Source organism: Egibacteraceae bacterium (assembly GCA_040905805.1).
GTDB lineage: Bacteria > Actinomycetota > Nitriliruptoria > Euzebyales > Egibacteraceae > DATLGH01.
In genome coordinates, this window is record JBBDQS010000031.1 from 1 (window position 1) to 23,462 (window position 23,462).

The 23,462-nt window shown below is 72.9% G+C and carries 21 protein-coding genes; 16 read left to right on the top strand and 5 right to left on the bottom strand.

Annotated elements, in window-relative coordinates; translation table 11 throughout:
* The 4 genes from WD250_04195 to WD250_04210 form a co-directional block, all read right to left on the bottom strand.
* On the bottom strand, positions 1–1,483 hold a 1,483-nt coding region (locus WD250_04195; GenBank protein ID MEX2619400.1), incomplete at its 3' end, for a DUF222 domain-containing protein.
* Positions 1,484–1,685: 202 nt separating this feature from the next.
* The gene (locus WD250_04200; protein MEX2619401.1) at positions 1,686–2,570 is read right to left on the bottom strand and encodes a Druantia anti-phage system protein DruA; all 885 of its coding nucleotides are present in this window, start codon (positions 2,568–2,570) and stop codon (positions 1,686–1,688) included.
* Positions 2,567–4,180, bottom strand: coding sequence for an IS66 family transposase (locus tag WD250_04205; GenBank protein MEX2619402.1), 1,614 nt, complete (start codon positions 4,178–4,180; stop codon positions 2,567–2,569). The genes WD250_04200 and WD250_04205 overlap by 4 nt, the downstream gene beginning before the upstream one ends.
* A 273-nt stretch (positions 4,181–4,453) precedes the next feature.
* Positions 4,454–5,587 carry a CaiB/BaiF CoA-transferase family protein gene (locus WD250_04210; GenBank protein ID MEX2619403.1) on the bottom strand — a complete coding sequence of 378 codons (1,134 nt, stop codon included), beginning with the start codon at positions 5,585–5,587 and terminating at the stop codon, positions 4,454–4,456.
* Between the two features lie 243 nt (positions 5,588–5,830).
* On the opposite strand from WD250_04210, the gene WD250_04215 reads away from it, so the two are divergent.
* From WD250_04215 to WD250_04290, 16 genes are read left to right on the top strand one after another with little or no spacing between them, the layout of a single operon-like run.
* Positions 5,831–6,598 (top strand): ABC transporter permease, encoded by a 768-nt coding sequence (locus WD250_04215; protein ID MEX2619404.1) that lies wholly within the window; start codon positions 5,831–5,833, stop codon positions 6,596–6,598.
* A gap of 5 nt (positions 6,599–6,603) precedes the next feature.
* Entirely contained in the window at positions 6,604–7,434 is an 831-nt protein-coding gene (locus WD250_04220; GenBank protein MEX2619405.1) for an ABC transporter permease, read from the top strand.
* Positions 7,435–7,439: 5 nt separating this feature from the next.
* Positions 7,440–8,657 carry an MCE family protein gene (locus WD250_04225; protein ID MEX2619406.1) on the top strand — a complete coding sequence of 406 codons (1,218 nt, stop codon included), beginning with the start codon at positions 7,440–7,442 and terminating at the stop codon, positions 8,655–8,657.
* Positions 8,654–9,793: an MCE family protein gene (locus tag WD250_04230; GenBank protein ID MEX2619407.1), complete on the top strand. Its 1,140-nt coding sequence runs from the start codon at positions 8,654–8,656 to the stop codon at positions 9,791–9,793. The genes WD250_04225 and WD250_04230 overlap by 4 nt, the downstream gene beginning before the upstream one ends.
* A complete protein-coding gene (locus WD250_04235) occupies positions 9,790–10,995 on the top strand; it encodes an MCE family protein (protein MEX2619408.1) in 1,206 nt (401 codons plus the stop codon). The genes WD250_04230 and WD250_04235 overlap by 4 nt, the downstream gene beginning before the upstream one ends.
* Positions 10,992–12,344 (top strand): MCE family protein, encoded by a 1,353-nt coding sequence (locus WD250_04240; GenBank protein MEX2619409.1) that lies wholly within the window; start codon positions 10,992–10,994, stop codon positions 12,342–12,344. Before WD250_04235 ends, WD250_04240 begins: the two co-directional genes overlap by 4 nt.
* Positions 12,341–13,354 carry an MlaD family protein gene (locus WD250_04245; GenBank protein MEX2619410.1) on the top strand — a complete coding sequence of 338 codons (1,014 nt, stop codon included), beginning with the start codon at positions 12,341–12,343 and terminating at the stop codon, positions 13,352–13,354. Before WD250_04240 ends, WD250_04245 begins: the two co-directional genes overlap by 4 nt.
* Complete coding sequence (locus WD250_04250) at positions 13,351–14,556, top strand: MlaD family protein (GenBank protein MEX2619411.1); 1,206 nt, start codon at positions 13,351–13,353, stop codon at positions 14,554–14,556. Before WD250_04245 ends, WD250_04250 begins: the two co-directional genes overlap by 4 nt.
* Entirely contained in the window at positions 14,556–15,116 is a 561-nt protein-coding gene (locus WD250_04255; GenBank protein MEX2619412.1) for a hypothetical protein, read from the top strand. The genes WD250_04250 and WD250_04255 overlap by 1 nt, the downstream gene beginning before the upstream one ends.
* Positions 15,113–15,982: an ABC transporter ATP-binding protein gene (locus tag WD250_04260; protein ID MEX2619413.1), complete on the top strand. Its 870-nt coding sequence runs from the start codon at positions 15,113–15,115 to the stop codon at positions 15,980–15,982. Before WD250_04255 ends, WD250_04260 begins: the two co-directional genes overlap by 4 nt.
* A gap of 46 nt (positions 15,983–16,028) precedes the next feature.
* The gene (locus WD250_04265) at positions 16,029–16,835 is read left to right on the top strand and encodes a maleylpyruvate isomerase N-terminal domain-containing protein (protein MEX2619414.1); all 807 of its coding nucleotides are present in this window, start codon (positions 16,029–16,031) and stop codon (positions 16,833–16,835) included.
* A gap of 29 nt (positions 16,836–16,864) precedes the next feature.
* Positions 16,865–17,650, top strand: coding sequence for a RodZ domain-containing protein (locus WD250_04270; GenBank protein ID MEX2619415.1), 786 nt, complete (start codon positions 16,865–16,867; stop codon positions 17,648–17,650).
* 37 nt (positions 17,651–17,687) lie between these two features.
* On the top strand, positions 17,688–18,335 hold the full coding sequence (gene pgsA / locus WD250_04275; protein MEX2619416.1) for a CDP-diacylglycerol--glycerol-3-phosphate 3-phosphatidyltransferase: 648 nt from the start codon (positions 17,688–17,690) through the stop codon (positions 18,333–18,335).
* Positions 18,325–19,623, top strand: a complete 1,299-nt coding sequence (locus WD250_04280; GenBank protein MEX2619417.1) for a competence/damage-inducible protein A — start codon at positions 18,325–18,327, stop codon at positions 19,621–19,623. Before pgsA ends, WD250_04280 begins: the two co-directional genes overlap by 11 nt.
* On the top strand, positions 19,613–20,173 hold the full coding sequence (thpR, locus tag WD250_04285; GenBank protein ID MEX2619418.1) for an RNA 2',3'-cyclic phosphodiesterase: 561 nt from the start codon (positions 19,613–19,615) through the stop codon (positions 20,171–20,173). The genes WD250_04280 and thpR overlap by 11 nt, the downstream gene beginning before the upstream one ends.
* 12 nt (positions 20,174–20,185) lie before the next feature.
* Positions 20,186–21,946 (top strand): PQQ-dependent sugar dehydrogenase, encoded by a 1,761-nt coding sequence (locus WD250_04290; protein ID MEX2619419.1) that lies wholly within the window; start codon positions 20,186–20,188, stop codon positions 21,944–21,946.
* A 55-nt stretch (positions 21,947–22,001) separates the two neighbouring features.
* On the opposite strand, the gene WD250_04295 is transcribed toward WD250_04290, so the two are convergent.
* Positions 22,002–23,210, bottom strand: coding sequence for an S-layer homology domain-containing protein (locus tag WD250_04295; GenBank protein ID MEX2619420.1), 1,209 nt, complete (start codon positions 23,208–23,210; stop codon positions 22,002–22,004).
* Positions 23,211–23,462 lie beyond the last annotated feature (252 nt).

Sequence of the window (23,462 nt, forward strand, 5' to 3'; positions counted from 1 at the left end):
CGGCGGGATCGGCGGGATCGGCGGGATCGGCGGGATCGGCGGGATCGGCGGGATCGGCGGGATCAGCGGGATCAGCCAAGTCTTCGCTGGCAGCCGGGTCGGCGGGGTCAGCGGCGGTGGTGTCGGGCGCGCTGGTGCCAGCGGCGACGCCAGGATCATCAGCCTCGCCGGTGCCCACGGCCTTGCCGGTGCCCACAGCCTTGCCGGTGCCCACGGCCTCGCCGGCGCCAGCGCCGCTGGGGTGGTCCTTGCCGGTGTCAACGTCGCCGGCGTCAGCGTCGCTGGAGGGGCCCTGATCGGGGTCGGTGGGTGTGTGGGGGTGGGCTGGGTCGGTGTCGGTGATGCCGGGCAGGTCGATGCCGAGCAGGTCGGCGAGTTCGATCAGGGTGAGGTGGGCGGCGGGGTGGTCGGGGGGAAGACCGAGCAGGGCGGCCAGGTCCAGGGTGATGAGGATCTGGGGGCGGGCGCCTTGGACGGTGGGCAGCCCGGGCTGGGCGATCAAGGTGTGCAGCATGGCAGCGAACGCGTCGTGGCGGCGTTGGGCGAAGGTGCGCCGCTGCTCAGGTGGCGTGTCGGCGGGGTCGGGGGTGTCGAAGGCGTCAAGCAGCACGGTCAGCGCTTCGCGGGTGAGGGGGTCAAGGGTGCCCAGCAGTTCCCCACGGCTTTGGAACCCTTGGCGCAGCGTCAGCGCGCGGAGGGGATCCCCGCCGGGAGCGTCGGGGTCGTTGGCGGCGTCGGGGTCGTCGAGCTCGACGAGGTGGCGCACGGCGTGGCGGACGTCGCGGGGCGGGTTGGTCATGGCGAGGTCGGCCAGGGTGTCCGCGACGGCGGCGAACGCTTGGGTGCGCGCGGGCACGCAGCGGTCGGTGACCGCGGTGACGTGGGCCAGGGTGAGGTCCCCGGCGGCCAGGTGCGCGGCCATGCGCGGCAGGGTGTGCAGCCGGCGGGCGGTGGAGGCCTGGCGGGCGGCGGCGGAATGGTCGGTGCCGGTGCGGCGAGCCAGCCACGACGCTGCGGTCATTGCCCCGTCGGCTTGGTGGCCGTTTCGCCGGTCGAACGCGCTGAGCAGCCCCAGCTGGCAGGCGTCCAGCCGGGCCCGCAGGTGGGCCACAGCGACCAGCGCGTCACCGACCACGTCGATGTGCTCGTCGCCCAATCCGTCACCGAGACCGTCACGCTCGCCGCTGGTGGCGGTGTCCGCGACGGCGGGGCTGGCGGCAGCGCTTCGGGTGGGGGCGGTGGGGGCACCGACGGTGGTGGTGAGCGCGTCGATCGTCTCGGCCAGCGCGCCCATGATCGCGCCCAGCGGGGAGCCCGGGGTGGTCGCGCAGCGGGTGAGCCGGCTGCGCGCCTGCACGGTGCGTGGTGCGCTGCCCACCGCCCAGGCGTTCGTGCCGCCACCGTCGCCGCCGTGGTCGTCGTTGACACTCTCGGTGGCCTGGTCGCGGCCGGTGTGGTAGCCGACTGGCTGCTCGCTGGCCATCAGCCCTGCTGGTGTGCGTGCGTGGTGCACGCGCCGACGGCATCTGCGGGCGGTGACGACAGCTGACTGGGTGTCTTGTACGAACATGTGTTCGAGTCTACCGTGTTCAGCGCGTCTGCGCAACACCTCTTCACAGAATTCTTGGACGTAAACATTCGGGCAACCCGTGGGGTCCGCGCGCTGGGTTGGGGGGCCGTGGTGGTCAGGCGGGGGTGGTGAGGATGGACCGCCAGTTGCGGTGCAGGGGGTAGAGGTAGACGTCTTTCACCGCGAGGGCGTGGTGGTGGTGGCGGTCGAGTTTGCCGCGGCCTTGGGTTTGTCCGACGCGGGTCCAGTTCGCGGCTTTGTAGCTGGCGCCGGTGAACCGGCCGGCCTCCACGAACGTCTCCAGGAGCACGGGTTGGTAGCCGTAGGCTGCCTGCCAGTCGGCGGGCAGGCGGCGGGCGACGGCGCCGAGCAGGTGGCTGGCGAGGTTGGGCACTTGGACGTGGGGTGGGATGAGGAAGCGGGCGTTGCCCACGATCAGGTGCAGGCGGGCTTGGCGGGTGGGGGGGTCCCAGCCGATGTGGGTGTCGCGGGGCGCGCATTTCCACGCGGAGGCGGCGAACCCGAGCGCGGCGACGGTGCCGTGGTCGGTGTCGGCGAGGTAGCGCAGCTGCGCGCCGGCGAAGGGGGTGTAGCCCAGGTAGTGGTGGGTGGCGATGAGGGTGCGCCAGCGGGCGGCTGCGGCGGGGGTGTCGACCACGGCCAGGCGGATGGGTCCGAGCGCGTCGAGGGTGGCGGGCACCGGCTCGGCGAGCAGCTCGAGGGCCAGTTGGGGGTCGGGTTGCAGGTGGCGGGTGTGGCGCCCGTTGCCGTTGCGTTTGCGGGGTGGGGGCAGGGTGATGAGCCCGTCGTCGGCCATGCGCAGCAGCGCCACCCGCGCGGACATGTCCTTGGGTCGCCCGTCGATGCGGTGCCATTCCAGCGCCTGGCAGACCGCCGCGGCGATCGCTTGGCGGGTGGGCAGGGTCGCTGTGATGCCTCGGATGACGGCCAGGTCATCGGGGGTGAAGTCGCGTCCGCTGTAGCGCACGGTGTCGGTCACGGCGCGGGCCCGCCCGGCGCCCGCCAGGCGCCCAGGTCGGCGGGGCTGGCCGCCCAGGGCAGGAAGCGGGCCAGGTCCTCGCCGGTGGGCGCGCGCCCACCGGCGGCGGCGCAGGCGTCGAGGTAGGCGCCCAGGTAGACCAACGGGTCGCAGCCGGCCAGCTGGGCGGTCGCGGTGGCCGTCCACACCCGCCCGGCCAGCGCCGCGGCCCACACCGCCCCGCAGCCGTAGTAGTTCTTGCGGCCCACCACGGGGTTGCGCAACGCCCGCTCGGCGGTGTTGTTGTCCAGCGCGAGGTCGGGGAAGTCTTTGTGGCGGGCCAGCCCGTCCCACTCGTGGTCCAACGTGGCCAGCACCTCGACCGCCGCGGGATGCAAGGTCGCCTCGGCGGCCTGATCGGTGCGGGCGACATCGATCGCGGTGAGCGCGACAGCGAAGTCGGCGTCGGCGCGACGCTGCTCCATGCTGCCCGCCGCGCAGCTCGAGCGTGCCTGGTGGGCACGGTACAGCGCAGCGATGCGCTCCACCCATGCGTCGCGCCAGTCGGCCAACTGCTCGGGGTGGGCGTCACCCGCACGGATGAAGTAGCGGCGGATGTGCGCCCAACACCACAACGCATCCACACCCGTGATGCGGTCCAGTGACTGGTAGACGGTGAAGAAATCCGACGAGATCAGCAGCCGCCGGCCGTCTTCCAACGTCTTGGCATCCACATCGATGCCCAGATGGTCGCGCAACACCTTGGTCGAGCGGGACGGCTCGATAGTGAACACGGTCGTGTCGGCGGCAGCGAACACCCACAGCCACCAGCGATGGTTGGCTTTGCCCTCGACGTCTTCGAACACCTTCCAGGAGGTCTCGTCGATGTGGAGATGCCCCGCGGCGCCGTTGCGGGCACGGATCGCTTCGTCCAACGGGGCCAGCAGTGTCGAGGTCGCTTTCAACGCGCCGACCAGCGTGCCCTGAGCGACGGCCAAGCCCTCGCTTGCCAACGCCGCGGCGATGCGGCACAACGGCCGGCCCCACACGTACTTGTCGACCAGCAGCCGGGCGAGGAAGCCCGCGGTGAACATGCCCTTGGCGATCGGCTTGGCCGGCACCGGCGCGGTGACGATCCCCGGCACGCCACAGGCGCACACCCGCCGGTAGGACCGGCGGCGGTGCACGATCCGCACGACGCGCACCTGCCAGTCGATCTGCTCGCTGGTCTCCTCACCGAAGGCAGCATAGGCCGCCCCGCACTCGGCGCAGCAGCGCTGTGACTCGTCGAGCTCGTGGACGATCTCCTCGGTGTCCAGATGGGAGTTGTCGCGTCGACCGTGGCCCCGCGAGCCGGGCTGCTGACCACGCCGCCGCCGCGGGCCACCGTCCCCCTCGCCGGCGCCCCCAGCCTTCTGCCCGCTCGGCGTCCCCGTGTTCTGCTTCTGCTTCTGCTTCTCCGAGGAGTCGCCGTACAACAACCTGGTCAACGTCACGAGCTTCTCGCTCAACGCCGTGACCTGCCCCTCCAGGTCGGCCACCCGCGCCCGCAACACCGCGTTCTCGCCAGCCAGTCGCTGCGCCTCGCTACGCCAGTACTCAGCGTCCTCTGCACCCCGGGTCGCATCCATCACCCCAAGGAAAGCGGATACTCGTTTCCGTGTCCAGCATCCCCGACGGCCCCCCGACCGGCAGATCTGGCAACTCTCGCGACAGGCCTGACTACGGGTTCACCGAATGTTTACTCTTGGACTTTGCACGGGCTCGCCGGCGCGCAAGGCCCGTACGCGCCGCGGGTGCACCGCCGCGGGTGCACCGCCGCGGGTGCGCCGCCGCGGGTGCTCGCGCCGGCAGTCCTCCTGGTTTGCGGCAACGCGGGCCAAGCCTGCTGGCGCCCCACCCGGTCAGCCCACCACGCCGGCGGCCCGCAGCGCGGCGACCTCGGCGGGCGTGTAGCCGGCGTCGGCGAGGATCTCGTCGCTGTGGCTGCCCGGCGTGGCGGGCGGACGACGCAGGGCACCCGGTGTGCGCGAGAACCGGGGGGCGGGGGCGGGCTGGGTGAGCCCCTCGTGGGTGGTGAACGTGCCGCGGGCGGCGAGGTGCTCGTGGGCCGGCGCCTCGCCCAACGACAGGACCGGGACCACGCAGGCGTCGGACCCGTCGAAGATCGCGGCCCACGCGTCGCGGGTGCGGGCGGCGAAGACCGCCGCCAGGGCCGTCCGCTGCTCGGGCCAGAGCCCGCGGTCGTGCTGGGGCCAGGTCGCGGGGTCGAGCCCGAGGAGGTCGAGCAGCTCGGCGTAGAAGCGGGGCTCCAGCGCGGCCACCGCGACGAACCTGCCGTCGGCGCAGGCATAGGACCGGTAGAAGGGTGCGGCCCCGTCCAGCAGGTTGGCTTCGCGCCGGTCCTCCCACAGGCCCGCGGCGAGCAGGCCGTGCACCATGCCGCTCATGGCCGCGACGCCGTCGACCATCGCCGCGTCCACCACCTGGCCGCGGCCGGAGCGCTCGCGCTCGAGCAGGGCGCACACGGCCCCGAACGCGACCAGCATCCCGCCGCCGCCGAAGTCGGCGACCAGGTTCAGCGGGACCGGCGGGGGGTCGGCCGCCGGGCCCATCGGGTGCAGCGCGCCGGCGAGCGCGAGGTAGTCCAGGTCGTGACCGGCGCGCCCCGCCCACGGACCGTCCTGGCCCCACCCGGTGGCGCGGGTGTACACCAGACGCGGGTTGCGTGCGAGGCAGACGTCGGGCCCCATACCCAGCCGCTCCGCCACGCCGGGGCGGAACCCCTCGAGCAGCACGTCGGCGTCGTCGAGCAGGCGCAGGGCGACGGCGAGCCCCCGCGCGTCCTTGAGGTCCAGCAGCAGCGACCGGCGCCCACGGCCGAGCACATCGGTGGCGCCGCCCAGCCCCAGCGCACCGTCCGGGGACCGGTCGATGCGCACCACGTCGGCACCCAGATCGGCCAGCAGCATCCCCGCGAACGGCGCGGGGCCGATGCCCGCCAGCTCCAGCACCCGGACGTTGTCCAGCGGGCCCATGGTGGCTCCTTCCTCTGCCGTCGCCCGGGGCGGCGCGGGGACCGGCGGCCGCGGACGCAACCTTACGTTCCGTCATCTCGTTGTAAGGGGGGGTACCTGCGTCCACCGCCGCTGCGCAGGGTCGGCAGGGAGTTTCCGGCGAGGCTACAAAGGAGGGTGCCCTGCCACTGGCATGGCGTGACCGTTCGGTCGCGCGCGGGCCGACAAGCGCTAGGGTCGCCACCGTCGATCGGGGAATTCCGGGTGAACAAGGCGCGCAGGGCCCTGGGGGAGCTCGGGGGCATCACCGCCATGGCCCTCGACGGGACCCTGTCGCTGCCGAAGCGGCCCTGGCAGACCAGCGAGTTCGTCCGCCAGTGCTGGTTCATCACCAAGGTCTGCGCGATCCCGCTGGTGCTCATCTCGATCCCGTTCGGGATGATCATCGCGCTGCACGTGGGCTCGTTCTTCCGCCAGCTCGGCGCGGAGTCCCAGATCGGGTCGGCGCTGCTGCTGGCCACCGTCCGGGAGCAGGCGCCGATCGCCACGACGCTGCTGATCGCCGGGGCCGGCGGCAGCGCGATGTGCGCCGACATCGGCAGCCGGCGCATCCGTGAGGAGATCGACGCGATGCAGGTCATGGGCGTCGACCCAATCCAGCGCCTGATCGGGCCGCGGCTCGCGGCCGCGACGGTGTGCGCGGTCTTCTTCGTCTCCATCGTGGCGGTGGCCGGGATCATGGGCGGCTGGTACTTCGCGGTCCGGGTGCAGGGCGGGACGACCGGGTCCTACTTCGCCAGCCTGTCCGCCCTGGCGCAGATCCAGGACTACTACCTCATGATGGTCAAGGCGGTGGTGTTCGGGTTCACCGCGGGGGCGGTCGCGTGCTTCAAGGGCTACACCGTGGCCGGTGGCCCCAAGGGCGTGGGCGACGCGGTGCAGTCCAGCGTCGTCATCACCTTCGTGCTGCTGTTCTTCCAGAACTTCGTCATCACGGCCATGTACTTCAACCTCGTCCCCCAACAGGTGTAGGCCCCATGTCCGCTCCGCCGCAGCTGCTCCGTGCCGGCCGCAGGGCCGGGGAGCCGTTCGCCGCGCTCTGGGACCAGTTCCGCTTCTACGCCGAGGCGCTCGGCGGGCTGGTGCGCGCCTTCCGGTACGGCGGGGTGATCCTGCGCCTGACCACCGACGTCGCGGTGGGCGCCGGGGCCCTGATCATCGGCGGGGGCATGTTCTTCGTGATCGGGTCGTTGTCGTTCTTCACCGGCACGGCCGTGGGCCTCGAGGGTTACGTCGCCCTGGACCAGATCGGCGCCCAGGCCTACGCGGGCCTCATCGGCGCGTTCGCCAACGCCCGCGAGATCACCCCGCTGATCGCCGGTGTCGCGTTGTCGGCCCAGATCGGCGCGGGCTTCACCGCCGAGCTCGGCGCCATGCGCATCTCCGAGGAGATCGACGCCCTGGACGTCATGAGCGTGCCCTCCATGGTGTACCTGGTGTCCACGCGCATCTGGGCGGCGCTGATCCTGGCCATCCCGCTGTACCTGCTGGCGCTGTTCGCGAGCTTCGAGGCGTCGCGGCTGATGGTCACCCGGTACTACGACGTGTCGGTCGGCGCCTACGACCAGTACTTCAACCTCTTCCTGCCGCCGATCGACATCCTGTACTCGCTGACCAAGGCGGTGGTGTTCGTCGTCGTGGTCGTGCTCATCCACTGCTACTACGGGTTCTACGCATCCGGCGGACCGGTCGGCGTGGGCGTGGCGGTGGGACGGGCGATCCGGGCCTCGCTCGTCGTGGTGGTCCTGCTCAACCTGGTCATGTCGGTGATGTTCTACGGGGCGGGCGACACCGTGCGCATCTCATGAGGTCCATGTCGACCTTCGCCCAGGCCGTCGCCGGCGCGCTGTGCACGGTGCTGTTCCTGGCCGTGGTCTACCTCGGCACCCAGTATGCGCTGGGCGCGTACGACGACCACTACGAGGTGGACGTGGTCCTCGGTCAGCTCGGCCAGGGGATCATCACGGGCAGCGACGTGCGCATCCGTGACGTGCTCGTCGGTGAGGTCGGCGAGATCCGGCTCGACGAGCAGCACCGTGCGGTCGTGACCCTGTCGCTGGACCCGGCCCACCGCATCCCCGAGCGTGCCGTCTTCCAGACCAACGCCCGCACCCTGCTCGGCGAGAAGCAAATCGAGGTGGTGTTCGACGGTGCCGTGGAGGAGGGGCCGTTCCTCGCGGACGGCGCGATCGTGTCCGACGCCGACCGGGTCGTGGAGTTCCAGGACGTGCTGGCCGAGCTGGCGGACCTGTTCGCGGCGGTCGACCCCGATGACCTCGCGGTCGTCATCAACGAGGGTCTCGGCGCCTTCGACGGCCAGGGCCCGGCGATCGCCCGGGCCGTGGACCAGGGGGCCCGCGCCACGGCGACGCTCCGCCGCAGCCTGGACGACCAGCTCGCCGCGCAGCGCGACCTGTCGCTGGTGGCCGAGCGCCTCGGGACCGAGGGGGAGTCGTTCAACCGCATGGGGCGGGAGCTGATCCGGGGCCTGCCGACCGTGTCGGACAACCAGGCCGAGTTCGCCGGGGCGCTCGACGAGCTGGCGCACTTCTCGCGGGTGGTGGACGCGACCCTCACGGTCGACCGCGCGAACATCGATCGCCTGATCGTCGAGGGCGACAGCGTCACCCGCATGCTGTTCGCCTACGCCACGCAGGTGGGCGAGGTCATGACCGGCCTGGTCCAGTACACCGAGAACTACGTGCAGGGCTTCATGTCGGACGGCCACGACGGGCAGGCCGCCAGGTTCCAGGCGCTGATCGACCCTGACGACGTGATCGCCGCCGAGGCGTGCGAGGAGATGCCACCGGAGCTCGCCCAGGAGCTGCCGCTGTGCGACGGCATCGTCACCGACACCCTGCCCGACCTGCCGGCCGTGCCGCTGCCGTCCTCGCCCGACGTGCCGCTGGCAGGTGGCGAGGCTGCGCCGGGGCGAGCCGTCCCGCCGGGGGCCTTCCGCCCCGAGGTGCCCGAGCGCCACGGCCTCGACGCGATCGCCCGTCGGCTGCTGCCCCAGGAGGGTCAGCGGTGACCGATCGCCTGCCCGGTCTGAAGTTCGCGCTCTTCGCGGTGGCGTGCGTCGTCGCGGCGGCGTTCGTGATCCAGTGGACCGGCAACTACACCCGCATCCCGCTGCTCACCACCGCGGACGTCTACGAGGCCGAGCTGGACGACGCCTCCGGCTTGTCGGTCGGCGACGACGTCCGCGTCGCCGGGGTGCCCGTGGGTCGGGTCTCGAGCCTCGGCATCGAGCGCGGCAAGGGTGTCGTGACCTTCGAGCTCGACCCGGCGGTGGGCCTCACCGACACCTGGGAGGTCGGGGCCCGTTGGCGCAACGTCATCGGCCAGCGCTACCTGTACCTGTACGACGTCGAGGGCGGCCGACCGCTTGAGCCCGGCAGTCGCATCCCCGCAGAGCGGTCCCGCCGGTCGGCGGACCTCGGACGGCTCTTCAACGACCTGACGCCCCTGCTGCGGGCCATCTCCCCCGAGCAGCAGAACCAGCTGGTCGGGGCGATGAACGAGGCGCTGGACGGCAACACCGCGCGCATCCAGCAGCTGGTCCGCGAGCTCGGGTCGCTGGGCGACACGCTGGCCGACTCCGAGCCGGAGATCCGCTCGGTGCTCGACCAGGGCAGCGCCCTGCTGGAGACCTACACCCAGCGCCAGGAGGAGCTCTCCGGGTTCATCGCCGAGCTCGCCGACGTCGGCGGCACCGTGGCCGCCCGCAACGACGAGCTGCTCGCGGCGATCGCCGACATCGCCGAGGTGCAGGCCCAGTTCGGCGACCTGCTGGACGCCAACGACGCGGAGCTGCGCCAGACCGTCGGCAACCTGGATTTCATCACCGACCGCATCCGCCGCCAGCGCGAGGACGGGCACTTCGAGAACGCGATCGCCACCGCCCGGGCGGGGCTGGCCACCTACATGCTGATCAGCCGCCGGGGCCAGTGGTTCGACGTGCGGGCGGTGGCCGTGCAGGTCATGGACGGTCACGGCCAGGTGCTGTACTGCCAGACCGAGCGCGGCACGGGCTGCGCAGAACCCAACAGCCTGCAGTCCGCCGGTCGCCAGACGGGCATGGCCTCGGCTTCCGCCGTCCGCCGCCCCGCCCTTCACGCCGTCACCACGGGCGCGCTGCGGGGCGTCCCGGGGGAGGCGGGATGATGCGGTTCACCGAACGCAACCCCCTGGTGCTCGGCCTGGTCGCGGCCGCGCTGCTCGCCGGCGTGACGGTGGCGGCGCTGACGCTGCAGCGCACCGACCTGACCGGCGGCTACACGGTGGCGGCCGAGTTCGTCGACGCCAACGGCCTGCGGGCGGGGGACAGCGTGCTCGTCGCGGGCGTGCGCGCGGGCGAGGTGCAGGACCTGCAGATCGACGGTGACCGGGTGGTGGCCAGCTTCTCGATCGCCGGGACGGAGCTGCCGAGCACGACCCGGGCGGAGATCGTGCTGCGCACGCTCGTGGGGCGCCGGGTCGTGGAGCTGTCCACCGGCGACGACTTCTCGGAGCTGCTCGAGGACGGCGACGTGATCCCGCTGGCGCGCACCAGCGTGGCGACCGACATCCCCGAGTTCGGCGACGTGTCGGAGGAGCTGCTGCGCGAGGTCGACTCGGCGGCGCTGAACACTTTGGTCCGGTCGCTCACCGACGTCACGCGCGACCAGCGTGAGGAGCTCGCCCTGCTGGTCGAGGGCGGCACCCGGCTCACCCGGGTCGTCTCCGACCAGGAGGAGCAGATCCGTCGCCTGCTGCGGGGCCTGCGCGCGGTCAGCGAGACCCTGGCAGCCAGCGACGCGGATCTGGTCGCGGTGATCGACGACGTCGGACGGGTGCTCGACAGCTTGGCCACGCGTCGTGAGGACGTGCGCCGGCTGCTGCGCGAGACCAACGAGACCAGCGCGTCTGCCGCGGACCTGGTCGCGGACACCCGCGGCCAGCTCGACCGCATCCTGCACGAGCTCCACGCCGACCTCGAGGTCGTCAGCCGCCACCAGGTGGTGCTGGCCGAGGCGCTGGCCTACGCCCCCCAGGCCGTCGGTGGGTTCGCGGAGATCACCCGCTCCGGTGCGGACCTGGTGCCCTACGGCAAGGTCTTCGTCACCGGCGCCGGCCCGGTGGGGGTCGACGTGGTGTTCGGCTGCGGTGGGCTTCTGGACCAGGCCCTCGACCCGCTGCTCGGTCCCGACCCGCGGACCTGCGAGGAGCAGACCAACCGCGCCTTCCCCCGACGCGATCCCGGCGAGCAGCCGACCCTGCTGGACCAGCTGCCCGACGCCGGCGCACCGGCGGGCCAGCCGTCCCCGGGCCGCGCGGGCCTGGACGCCGTCGCCCGGCGTCTGCTGCCCGAGGGGGTGCGCCCGTGACCCGCCCCCTCGCCCGCACCGTCGCCCTCCTGGTGGCCGGCGCTTTGCTGGCCACGGCCTGCGGCGCGCAGGGCCCCGGCGCGCAGGAGATCACGGCGATCTTCGCCAACACCAACAACCTGTTCGTCGGCTCGGAGGTGCGGGTTCTCGGCCTGAAGGTCGGCCAGGTCGCCGCCATCGTCCCCGCCGGGGAGGGCGTCCGGGTGGAGATGCGCGTGGACGCCGACCGGCCGGTGCCCGCCGACGCGACCGCGCACCTGACCCCGGTGTCGCTGGTCGGCGAGCGTTTCGTGCAGCTCGCGCCGGCCTACACCGGCGGGACGGAGCTGGCCGACGGTGCCGTCATCGGTCGCGATCGCACCACCGTGCCCGCCGACGTCGACGACGTGCTCGCCTCCTTCGAGCAGTTCCTCGAAGGCCTGGACCCCGACGCGATCGCGGAGCTGGTCGACGCGCTCGCCGAGACGATCGCCGGGCAGGGCGACGGCCTGAACCAGCTGATCGCCGGCGGTGCGGACACGGTGCGGGTCCTGTCCGACGCGACCGAGGACCTGACCGCCGTGGTGGCGGCCCTGGGCGACCTGAACACCACCCTGGCCACCCGCGACCAGCAGATCGGGCCGTTCCTCACCGACTTCCGCACCGTCCTGCAGACGCTGACCGCGGAGAAGCCCGAGATCATCGAGGGCCTCGGCAACCTCCAGCGCCTCACCCTGGAGCTGCGTCCGCTGCTCGACGAGCACACCGACCCGCTGGTGCGCGACCTGGAGGTGCTGACCACCACGCTGGCCACCGTCGACCGCAACCTCGACAACGTCGGCGCCCTGGCCCTGCAGTCGGGCCGGTTGTTCGCGGGGATCGGCCACGCCGTGGAGTTCCCGCAGGCGCGCCTTGCCCTGCAGAACCAGACCGAGGAGCTCACGACCCTCATCGAGCAACGGCTGACCGAGCGGCTCGCGGGGGTGTGCGTGCGCCTCGGGTTCGACCAGTGCGCCGACCCCGCCTTCTTCGAGCCCCACGTCGCCGCGATGCAGTGCGACCCGGCCGCTCCGGCCTGCGGGTCGGACCGTGCCGCCTTCGGTGCGGCGCTGCGCTCGGCGATGGACGCCATGCCCGACGAGGCCCTGGAACAGCTGGAGGCCGAGGCTCGCGCGCGCCAGGACGCGCAGCCGGGCGAGGCAGCGGCCCCGCCCGCCGGGCCCGGACCAGCCGACGATCCGCCCGCGCCGGGCTCGGGTGCGCCGGCGCCGGAGGGCAGCCGGCTGCCCGCGCCCGACCCCCGCCTCGAGGAACTCCCCGACGACGAGGGGTCGGGGCTGCTGCGGCGCCTGTTCGGCGGCGCGTCATGACCCGTCGAGGTCGCGTGCTGCTCGCCGCGTTGGCCGCCGTGGCACTGCTCCTGGCGGGGTGCGCGTCCGACGAGGGCACGGTCGTGCTCGCGACCTTCGACGACGTCGTGGACCTGACGACGCGCGGCGCGGTCAAGGTGGCCGACGTCACGGTGGGCAGCGTGCGCAGCATCGAGCTGGCGCCGGACAACCGGGCGCTGGTCACCCTGGCCGTCGACCCGGACGTCGCCTTGCCGTCGAGGGTCACCGCACGGTTGCGCAAGACCAACGTCCTCGGCGAGCGCTTCGTGGAGCTGGTGCCCGACCCGGACAGCGGTGGCAGCTTCACGTCCGGCACGATGGTTCAGGAGTCCGTGGTCGTCCCCGAGCTGGAGGAGCTGGTGTTCGCGGGCACCGACCTGATCGCCGCGGTGGCCGCCGACCGCCTCGCCGTGGCGATCGAGGCGGGGGCCGAGGGCCTCGGCGGTCGGGGCGGCACCCTCAACGTGCTGCTCGACGACCTGAGCGAGATCGTCACCGCCTACTCGACCAACAGCGACGACACGGTGCGCCTCATCGAGGGGTTCGAGGGCTTCCTCGCCGACGTCGGGCCCCAGGCGGACCTGCACGGGCAGGCCCTCGCGGAGCTGCTGCGGTTCAACCAGGTGCTGGCGGCCGAGGACGAGCGGCTCCTCGATACGTTGTCGGATGTTCGGGCGCTGGCGCTCAGCGGCACCGACATCATGGTCACCCACCGCCAGCGCCTCGACGCGTTCTTCACCCGCATCACCCGCCTCAGCGACGAGATCGTGTCACGCGACGAGGACCTGAGCCGGCTGTTCTTCGAGCTCCAGCGCCACAACATGAGCACCATCGCCGGCGTCAACTCCGAGCACGCCCAGATCATCCTCGACTTCATCGTCTGCGGCATCAACGACGAGCCCGGTGACCCCGTCCGCTCCTGCGAGGACCAGGCCCCCGGCGGCATGCAGCCCCCCGAGCCCCGCCCACCCCAGGACCTGTCGCCGTGAGGGCCCGCACGCTTGCCAACGCCGTGGCCGTGGCCGCCGCCGCGATCGTGCTGCTCACCTACGCCGCGGCGCAGCTGCTTGCCGGCGCCGTGCTCGACGACCGCTACGACCTGTACGTGGAGCTGCCCCGGGGCGGGGGCCTGCTGCCCGACAAGGAGGTGACGTACAACGGCCACGGCGTGGGCCAGGTCGCCGACATGGAGCTGGTGGGCGAGGTCGTGCGGCTGCGCCTGCTGATCGAGGCGCAGGTCAGGGTGCCCCGCGACGTCGACGTCGTCGTGCAGCGCTCCAGCGCCATCGGCGAGCAGGTCCTCGACCTGCGACCACGGGCCGCGATCACCGAGGCCACGGCGTTCCACGAGCCCGGCGACACCCTGGCGATCGCCGACCTGCGCCTGCCACCGGAGGTCCAGCAGCTGCTCGCCCTGGCCGGCCGCGTCCTCGAGCCCATCGACAAAGCGGATGCCGGGACGGTCGTCGCCGAGCTGGCTGACGTGGTGCGCGGTCGTGGTGATGACCTGCGGGGGGTCCTGCGCGACTCGGCCACCCTGTCCGAGCAGCTCGCCGACGCGGGGACGGAGTTCGACCGGTTCTTCGCGTCCAGCCGCGTGGTCAACCGCACGCTCGCCGAGCACCGCGAGACGCTCGCCGGTCTGGTCGTCGACGTCGGCGACGCCGCCACCATCCTGTCGGACATGCGCACCGAGTTCGAGGGGGTGCTCGCCGACGCGCCGCCGACGCTGGCGCTCGCCGGGGACCTGGTCGACCGCAGCCAGCCCAACCTGTCGTGCTCGCTGCGCGACCTCGCGAACCTGAACGCCTACGTCGCCCGACCCGAGGTGCTGCACGACACCGCCGAGGCGCTGCGGCTGAACCGCCTCTTCTTCGACGGCTTCGCCACCCTGACCCAGCTCGATCCGTTCGGTGGGCACTGGCAGCGGCTGCGGTTGGAGTTGCGCGACGAGGGCCACGGGCATCCCTACGAGCCCAAGCGGCCGACCCCGCCGATCCTGCCGGGCGGGGCCTGCACCTCGCCGTTCGGGGCGGGCGCCCCCGCGGCAACCGAGCCCGGGCACGTCCCGCTGGTCACCGACTCGGCCGTCGTCCCGCCCGAGGACGCCCGCGAGGAGCCGGTCCGCCGACCGGCCCGCACGGGCGCGACCGCGGCCGGCTCGCAGGCGACCGCACCAGGAGACCAGTGATGGCCAAGCCGACCCGATTGCTGCGCGACCCGCGCCTGGCCTGGGGGGTTGCGCTGCTGGCGGTGCTCGCTGCGGTGTCCTTCGCGGTGCAGTGGCGGTCGCTGGCCACCGAGGCGGACGTCCGGGAGCAGGCGCGTGAGGCCGGCGAGGTCATGGCGGCGCGCATCACGACCTTCGAGGGCGCGACGGTCGACCGCTTCGTCGAGCAGCTCCGGGACCTGGCGACCGGTGCGTACGCCGACCAGGTGACCACCCTGTTCAACCCCGACTTCCGTGCGGCGCTGGCCGAGCACGAGGTCGAGTCCGTCGGGGAGGTCGAGCGCAGCTTCGTCCAGCAGATCGACGGGGACGAGGCGGAGGTGTTCGTGCTCGTCCGCCAGACCAGCGTCAACGCCGTCACCGACGAGCCCGTCACCGACGAGCTGCGGATGGAGCTGACCCTCACCCGCGAGGATGGGCGCTGGCTGATCGCCGACGTCGCGGTCCTCGGACCCGACCCGTCACCGCTGGCGGCCCCGCCGCCCGAGACGCCGGGGGATCAGGGAGGGGAGCCGCAGTGAGCCCGAGAGACGCCGTGGGCGTGGACAAGCGCGACATCAAGATCGAGACCTTCTACGGGGCCGGCGTGTGGGACGTCGAGCCGGCCGTCCGGATCCGTGGGCTGACCAAGCGCTTCGGCGCCAACACGGTGCTGGAGGACCTCACCTTCAACATCCCCAAGGGGGCGTGCACCGTGCTGCTCGGCCCGTCGGGGACGGGCAAGTCGGTGTTCCTGAAGAACCTGCTCGGCCTGCTGACGCCCACCAGCGGGGAGATCTGGGTGGGCGACAAGAACCTGCCGACCCTGCGCCACCGGCAGCTGCTCGAGGTGCGCAAGCGGTTCGGCGTCCTCTTCCAGGACGGGGCGCTCTTCGGGTCGATGAGCCTGTACGACAACACGGCCTTCCCGCTGCGCGAGCACACCCGCAAGAAGGAGCGCGAGATCCGCGAGATCGTCATGCGCCACCTCGGCCGGGTGGGCTTGACCGACGCGGCGGATCGCTTCCCGGGGGAGGTGTCGGGTGGGATGAAGAAGCGCGCCGGGTTGGCCCGCGCCCTGGTGCTCGACCCGGAGATCGTCATGTTCGACGAGCCGGACTCGGGGCTTGATCCCGTGCGCGTCTCGTTCCTGAACGAGCTCATCACCCAGCTGAAGGAGGAGCTCGATTCGACGTTCGTGGTCGTGACCCACAACATCCCGACCGCGCGCAACATCGCCGACTACATCGGCATGCTGTTCCGGCGTAACCTCGTGATGTTCGGGCAGACCGAGGAGCTGTTCAGCTCCGACAAGGCTGTGGTCAACCAGTTCCTCCACGGGCGCACGATGGGGCCCATCGGCATGAGCGAGGAGGCGGACGCGCCCGGATGGGTCGACGAGTCCTGACATGCCCGGGTAGGGTCACAATCTTTCGGGGGGGTAGGTACGTCGCATGCGCAAGGCGTCGGTGGTGGCCGCACTGCGGAGTCAGCGCGCCGCAACCCTGACTCGGCTGGCCGCACTGCCCGACCACAGCTGGGATGCGACGTGCCTGCCCGGGTGGCGGGTGCGTGACGTCGCCGCCCACCTCGTCGCCATGGACGAGGCGTCGGTGACGGGACGCCTGATTCCTGCGGTGCGGGGTGCGCGGGACCGCCAGGAGTTCGAGCGCTGGAACGACGTCGGGCTGGCCTCGTGGTCGGAGCGCTCGCCCTTCGAGCTGCTGGACGCGCTGGAGCGGTGGGGGGAGCGACTGGCACGGTTGGCGGGGCGGCTGCCCTCCGCGGCGCTGCGGGTCCCGGTCAGCGGATGGTACGGCCGCCAGCCACTGCTGTTCCTGCTGTACCGCCGCGTGCTGGACGAGTGGGTGCACGAGTGCGATGTGGCATGGATGGCGGGAAGCCGCGCGGAGCCGGCCGCAGCGGGGTCGGAGGTGTCGGACGTGCTCGCCGCGGCCGTGCTGTCGACGCTGCCGCACCTCGGGCTGCCCCGGACCCCCCGCACCAGCGGGGTCGCGCGCCTGGTGGTCCATGTCGGGGAGGACCACTGGCAAACATGGGGCGTGGACTTCGCCCGGCGACAGTACGGTGCACGCGTCACCGCGCGGCCGGACGTGGTGGTGCGCACCGATGCGTGCACGCTCGCGCTGCTCATGGAGGATCGCTGGTCCTGGAGCCGGGTGCCGCGGGACCGACTCAGCATGGACGGCGACGAGCTCGTCGCGTCGGACCTGCTCGATGCGATCGCCCCGGCCCCGTGAGGAGGCAGGGCCCTCCCTATACTGGTTGAATGGCAATCGGAATCGGCGAGGAACTTCGTGCTGCCCGGCGGCAGTACGGGCGCTCCCTGGCGGACGCCGCGGCCGAGACGCGGGTGCGCGAGACCTACCTCGCGGCGCTGGAGGAGGAGGAGTTCGCATCCCTGGGCGGCAGCGTGTACGTCAAGGGCTTCCTGCGCAGCTACGCCAAGTTCCTGGGGCTCGACCCCGAGCCGCTCCTCGTGGCGTACCGCGCCGAGTACGAACGCGACGAGGAGATCCCGTCGTCCGCGTCCCGCCCCCTTGCTCCGATGGGTCCCCGGGAACGCCGCGGCGGACCCGCCGTGATCGTCGTGGCCGCGGGTGCGCTGCTGCTCGTGCTGGCAGCGATCGGCCTGGTGGTGGGCGGGGACGACGGCGGCGAGGAGCAGACCCGTGAGCGCGGCCCTGCGCCGGTCGAGGAGGACGGGGACGACCCCGGCACGGCGGCCTCTCCGCCGGGGACTGCCACGCCGACCCCCACGCCGACTGAACTCCCGCAGATCGACGGCATCGAGGTCGCGGTGGCAGTCACCGGCGCGATCTCCTGGATGCGGGTCGAGGTCGACGGCGAGACCATCGTCGAGGGTGAGCAGCAGGGCGGCTTCAGCAGGACCTTCACCGGCGAACAGGTCGTCGAGGTCCGCATCGGGGATGCGAGCGCGGTCTCCCTCGAGGCCAACGGCGCGGACCAGGGTCCGCTCGGGGCCGCGAACGAGGTGGTCCAGGTGACCTGCAGCGCCGGCGAGGACGAGTGCGACGTGGACGTGGCCGCATGACGCTGCGGCCCAGTCGGCGCGGGAAGGCGTAGGCCACATGGCCGCCCCGCAGCCCTGTGACGACCGTGGGGACCCTCGGCGCATCGGGGCCGTCGGCGACGTGCCCGGGGCGCCGCTGCCGGCGGGGCTGCCGGCGGATGCGGACGGCCGCTCGATGTGGCGCAACCCCGCGAACGCGCTGACGCTGCTGCGCGTGTTCCTGGTCCCGGTGATCGCGTGGCTGGTGACCCTCGACGGCGATGTCGCCCGGTGGTGGGCGTTCGGCATCTTCGTCTTCGCCGCGCTCACCGACTCGATCGACGGGTGGGTGGCCCGGCGGATGCTCGGCGCCACCCGGTGGGGCCAGGTCGCGGACCCCGCCGCGGACAAGGCGCTCATCATCGGCAGCCTGGCGGTGTTGGCGTACATCGGCGAGCTGCCCTGGTGGGCCGTCGTGGTGATCGTCCTGCGCGAGGTGGCGGTGACGGTGCAGCGCACCCTCCTGCTGCGCCGGGACGTCGTGATGTCCGCCAGCATCTGGGGCAAGGTCAAGACCGTGTCGCAGGTCATCGCGGTGACGCTGTACCTGGCGCCGCCTGCCTCCGGTGTGCTCGCGCTCGGCGCGCTCTGGGTCGCGGTGGTGCTGACCGTGGCCAGCGGCGTGGAGTACGCCGTGCGCGGCGAGAGGCGCGCACGTGCGGGATGAGTCCTCGGGCCTGCGGGCCGAGGTGGTGGCGGTGGGCACCGAGCTGCTGCTCGGCGAGAACGTCGACACCAACAGCGCCTGGATCTCCTCGCGATTCGCCGAGATCGGCGTGGACGTGTTCCGCCACGTCACCGTCGGCGACAACGTCGTGCGCCTGCTCGCGGCGCTGCGGGACGCGGCCTCGCGGGCCGACGCCGTCGTCGTCACCGGCGGTCTGGGAGCGACACAGGACGACCTGACCCGCTTCGCGGTGGCCCGGCTCGCCGGGGTGGACCTCGAGCGTCGCGCGGACCTGGTCGAGCACGTCGAGGCGCACTTCGCCCGGACGGGCCGGCCGATGCCGCCGCGCAACCGCATACAGGCGGACCTGCCCGCCGGTGCGCGGGTGCTGGCGCCCGTCGGGACGGCGGCGGGATTCGCGGTGGAGGTGGACGGCACGGTGATCTACTGCCTGCCGGGCGTGCCGACCGAGATGGCCACCATGGTCGACCGCGACGTCGTGCCCGACCTGGCGGGGCGCGCCGGCCTGGCGACCACCGTCAGCCGGCTGGTGCGCACCGCGGGCGTGTCCGAGTCGGGTGTGGCGGAGCGCTGCGCCGGGGTGGTCGAGCGCCTGGACGCCGTGGGCAACCCGACCGTGGCGTTCTTGGCGTCCCGCGGCGAGACCCGGGTCCGCGTCACCGCCAAGGCCGGCTCGCGCGAGGCGGCCCTGGCCCTGGTCGACCCCGTCGTCGACGAGGTCGTCGGCCTGCTCGGCGCTGCGGTCGTGGGCCTGGACGGGGAGGGCGTCGAGCACGCCGTCGGCCGCCAGCTGCGTCGGCTCGGCTGGACACTGGCCGTGGGGGAGTCGGTCACCGGCGGTGGCGTCGGGGCGCGGCTGGTCACCGTTGCCGGTGCCAGCGACTGGTTTCGCGGGGGGGTCGTGGCGTACACCGAATCGGTGAAGACGTCGCTGGGCGGCGTGCCCGCGCAGGTGCTGGCCCGCGAGGGGGCCGTGAGCGAGGCGGTCGCCGGGGCGCTGGCCACCGGGGTCCGCGACCGGATGGGGGCCGAGGTCGGGCTGGCCGTGCTCGGCGTGGCGGGGCCGGCCTTGCAGGCGGGGCGCGCGGTGGGCACCGTGTGCCTCGGCGTCGCCCTGCCCGAGGGGCCGCCACGCGTTCGCACGGTGGTGCTCCCGAGCCGCAGCAGGACGCAGATCCAGGAGTGGGCCACGAGCGTGGTGCTTGACCACCTGCGGCGGGCGCTCGGCGCAGGCGCCGCAGATCCCGCAGATCCCCATGACGGATGACGCGAAGGCGCGCCAGTTTGCCGCGGTCGAGGTCCCCGAGGAGGTTCGCGACGCGATCGAGGCCGCCACCGAGCCGCTGCGTCGCTCCGCTGTGCAGGTTCGGTGGGTCGCCCCGGACGCCTACCACCTGACCCTGGCCTTCGTCGGCTGGGTCGACGACGCCGGTGCCCGGGCGCTGGAGGACGCCTGCGCCGCGGCGGCGTCGACGGTGCAGCCGTTCAGCATGGGTCTGACGGGGGCCGCCGGCACGTTCGGCGGCGGCGTGCTGTGGGCGGGCCTGGCCGACTGTCCGCCACTGGAACGGCTGGCCAGCGCCCTGCGGGCGGGGCTGGGCGAGCGCGGCATGCGCGTCGAGCAGCGACCCTTCCACGCCCACGTGACCCTCGCCCGCGCCGCGCGCGACGCCCGCATCCCCCGCCGCCTCGTCGACGCCTACGCCGGGCCGCGAGCGACGTGGCCCGTCGAACGGCTCGTGACGATGCGCTCCCGCCTGCGCCGGTCTGGTGCGCGCTACCGTGTCGAGGGCGCCTGGCCGCTCGGCCCGGTGTAGGGGGTGGAGGCCATGGGGGTCGTCGTCAAGCGCAGGGCGGGGTGGCTCGGGGCGACGGCCGCCCTCACGGTTGCGGTGCTGCTCCTGGCCATGCCCGGGGGTGGTGCCCAGGAGGTGACGCCGATCCCCGTCGGGCCGACGGTCGGGCTGGAGCTCGTGGCCGCCGGGCTCAGCGCGCCGGTGCAGGTCCTGTCACCGCCTGACGGCAGCGGTCGGCTCTTCATCGTGGACCAGGTCGGGCGGATCCGCGTCGTGTCAGCGAACGGCGTGCTGCGGGAGGCACCCTTCCTCGATCTGCGCGATCGCATGGTGGCGTTGCGTCCGGACTTCGACGAACGTGGCGCCCTCGGGCTGGCGTTCCACCCCGACTACGCCGCCAACGGCCGGCTGTTCGTCTACTACAGCGCGCCGCTGCGGCCGGAGGGCCCGGCGGGCTGGGACCACACCAGCCACATCTCGGAGTTCACCGTCTCCGACGACCCCGACATCGCGGACGGCGGGTCGGAGCGGGTCGTGCTCCAGGTCGATCAGCCGCAGGCCAACCACAACGGCGGACAGGTCATGTTCGGGCCGACCGACGGCCACCTGTACATCTCGCTGGGCGACGGCGGCGGCGGCAGCGACAGCGGCACCGGCCACACGCCCGCGATCGGCAACGCCCAGGACACCACGAACGTGCTCGGGGCCATCCTGCGCATCGACATCGACGGTGCCGAGCCCTACGCGATCCCCGAAGACAACCCGTTCGTGGGCCGCGAGGGACGCGACGAGATCTTCGCCTACGGCCTGCGCAACCCCTACCGCTTCACGTTCGACCCGGGCGGCGACGGCGCGCTCCTCGCCGGTGACGCGGGACAGGCGCTGTGGGAAGAGGTCAGCGTCGTCGTCAACGGCGGCAACTACGGGTGGAACATCACGGAGGGCACCCACTGCTTCGACCCCGACGCGCCGACCCAGAGCCCCGAGGACTGCCCCGCCACCGGGCCCGGCGGGGACGCGCTGATCGACCCAGTGATCGAGTACGCCAACAGCCGCCAACCCGGCGGCGTCGGGGCGGTGATCGTCGGTGGCCACGTCTACCGGGGCAGCGACGTGCCGCACCTGCAGGGTCAGTACGTCTTCGGGGACTGGAGTGCCTCCTCCGCCGAGCCCGACGGCACCCTGCTGGTCGCTGAGCCCGCAGGTGCCGGGCTCTGGCCGATCCGGGAGATCGCGGTCGAGGACGCCGCCGGGGGACGCCTCGGGCACTACGTGCTGGGATTCGGGCAGGACACCGACGGTGAGGTCTACGTACTGTCGAGCGACCGTGCCGCCCCCTCCGGGGACACCGGCAGGGTGTACCGGCTGACCGCCGCCGACTCGGGCGGCGCGCAGGCGTGCCCGCCCGGTGAGGTCGACACGGCCCCGTTCACCGACCGCGCCGCCATCCCCGCGGCGCACCTGGCCAACATCGACTGCGCGTCGTTCCACGACATCGTCGAGGGCTTCGCCGACGGCAGCTCCGGCCCGACCCTGCCGGTGCGCCGCGACCAGATGGCGTCGTTTCTGATCCGCGCCGCCGAGTTCGCCACCGACCAGCAGCTGGCCAGCCAGACCCAGGCGTTCACCGACGTCCCCCGGGCCACCACCCACTTCGCCAACGTCAACGCCGCCGCCGAGCTCGGCCTGGCCCAGGGCTTCGGCGACGGCACCTACCGGCCCGGCAACGACGTGCACCGCGACCAGATGACCACCTTCGTCATCCGCCTGCTGGCACACCTCGTGGGGGAGTAGCGCCACACCCCCTGGGGGCACGCCGCTTGGGGTGGCGCCGCACGGGTGCCGCCGGTCACTCGCAGAACAGCACGTTGCCGCCGATCATCATGACCGGGTCGCTCGGGTCGTCCCCGTTGACGAAGACGACCTGGTCGCCGCCCTCGGCCGGCTCCACCGTCCAGAAGGAGCCGAAGGGGTTGGTGCCGGAGGCGGCGAAGGTCGCCCGGTCGCCGTACAGCGCCTCCACGTCGCTGCTGGGGTCGTGCAGCCCCAGGCCGAGGGGGGTCTGCAGCGCCAGCGGGTCGGAGCCGTCGGCCGCCGGCGTGGAGCTGTAGGCCTCCAGCGCGGGCGCGGCGCGGTGCAGGAACGTCACGCGCAGGCTGTCTGCCCAGGTCAGGGTCCGGGCCTCCTCCGGACCGGCCAGCTCGCAGTACGTCTGCCAGCCGCTGTCGTCGTCGGGCTCGCCGAGCTGGTCCGTGAGCCGCTCCACCGCTGCGCCCATGGGGGTCTCGAAGAACAGGCCGGCACCCAGGCCGTCGCCGCGCAGCGCCAGGGCCGTCAGGTCGGCGCCTTGCAGGAAGGACAGGGTGCGGACCAGGAACGAGGCCATCTGGTCGCGACGCGTGGGGGCGGCGGGGTCGAAGGTCGTGGCAGTGCGTCCGTGCGCCAGCCCCAGCGCGGCGGCGCCGTTGATGTTGGGTCGGTGCGCGTTGCCCGTGGCCACGTCGGTGAACCGGTCCTCCTCGGACTGGTGCTCGCTCAACGCCACCCCCTGGGCGTGGGCGGTGGCCCGCAGCACGAACGAGGCGATCTGGTCGCGGCGCACGAGGGCGCCCGGGCTGTACGTCGTCGCGCTGGTGCCCATCACGACCCCTGCAGCCGCCAGGCGGTTGATGTCGTCGGCGTGGGTGTTGCCGCCGATGTCGGCGAAGCCCTGGTCCTCGGCCGATGGCAGTGCGGCGCCGGCGGCGTCCACGACGCGAGCGACGAAGGCGGCCATCTGGTCGCGGCGCACCCGGTGGGTCGGCCGGTACGTGCCGTCGGCGAACCCGTCGGTGATCCCGCTGTTGGCCGCGCAGTCCACGTTGGCCCGGTGCACCAGCGGAATGTCGGTCCGGTCGGTGAATGGTGCCGGGGGGTTGTCGTCCGGGCAGGCTGCGCCGTCCTGCGCGGCTGCGCTGGGGGCCGGCAGCGACGTGACCCCCGCCAGCGCCAGCGCCAGTGCGATCGTCGCCGCCATCACCGGCCGCAACGGCTCGGTGCGCCAGGTGCCGTCACGCATGTCGATCCCGCCCTTCCCAGCCCGCCGGTCGTACCCGAACAGCCGTCCCGCGCGGGACGGCCGCGCGTACCGTACACCGCTCCCGGCGGCGGGCGGCAACGGCGAGGGCCGCGTCCGCCGGGGTCGGTGCGCGCCGATTCCCCGCCGTCGCAGATCCCTGACAACCGAACAGAGGTTCGGTACGATGCGCGCGCTTGTCCACATCCTCGCCGTACAGACGCGGGCGTTGTCACACCCCGCAGCTAGGTTGAC

Excerpts from the sequence above, each read along its gene's own strand:
- WD250_04255 (MEX2619412.1), top strand. The coding sequence starts at position 14,556 with ATGGCCAAGCCGACCCGATTGCTGCGCGACCCGCGCCTGGCCTGGGGG.
- WD250_04210 (MEX2619403.1), bottom strand. The coding sequence starts at position 5,587 with ATGGGCCCGCTGGACAACGTCCGGGTGCTGGAGCTGGCGGGCATCGGC.
- WD250_04225 (MEX2619406.1), top strand. The coding sequence starts at position 7,440 with ATGTCGACCTTCGCCCAGGCCGTCGCCGGCGCGCTGTGCACGGTGCTG.
- WD250_04220 (MEX2619405.1), top strand. The coding sequence starts at position 6,604 with ATGTCCGCTCCGCCGCAGCTGCTCCGTGCCGGCCGCAGGGCCGGGGAG.
- pgsA (MEX2619416.1), top strand. The coding sequence starts at position 17,688 with ATGGCCGCCCCGCAGCCCTGTGACGACCGTGGGGACCCTCGGCGCATC.
- WD250_04245 (MEX2619410.1), top strand. The coding sequence starts at position 12,341 with ATGACCCGTCGAGGTCGCGTGCTGCTCGCCGCGTTGGCCGCCGTGGCA.
- WD250_04265 (MEX2619414.1), top strand. The coding sequence starts at position 16,029 with ATGCGCAAGGCGTCGGTGGTGGCCGCACTGCGGAGTCAGCGCGCCGCA.
- WD250_04290 (MEX2619419.1), top strand. The coding sequence starts at position 20,186 with ATGGGGGTCGTCGTCAAGCGCAGGGCGGGGTGGCTCGGGGCGACGGCC.
- thpR (MEX2619418.1), top strand. The coding sequence starts at position 19,613 with ATGACGGATGACGCGAAGGCGCGCCAGTTTGCCGCGGTCGAGGTCCCC.
- WD250_04235 (MEX2619408.1), top strand. The coding sequence starts at position 9,790 with ATGATGCGGTTCACCGAACGCAACCCCCTGGTGCTCGGCCTGGTCGCG.
- WD250_04270 (MEX2619415.1), top strand. The coding sequence starts at position 16,865 with ATGGCAATCGGAATCGGCGAGGAACTTCGTGCTGCCCGGCGGCAGTAC.
- WD250_04205 (MEX2619402.1), bottom strand. The coding sequence starts at position 4,180 with ATGGATGCGACCCGGGGTGCAGAGGACGCTGAGTACTGGCGTAGCGAG.
- WD250_04295 (MEX2619420.1), bottom strand. The coding sequence starts at position 23,210 with ATGCGTGACGGCACCTGGCGCACCGAGCCGTTGCGGCCGGTGATGGCG.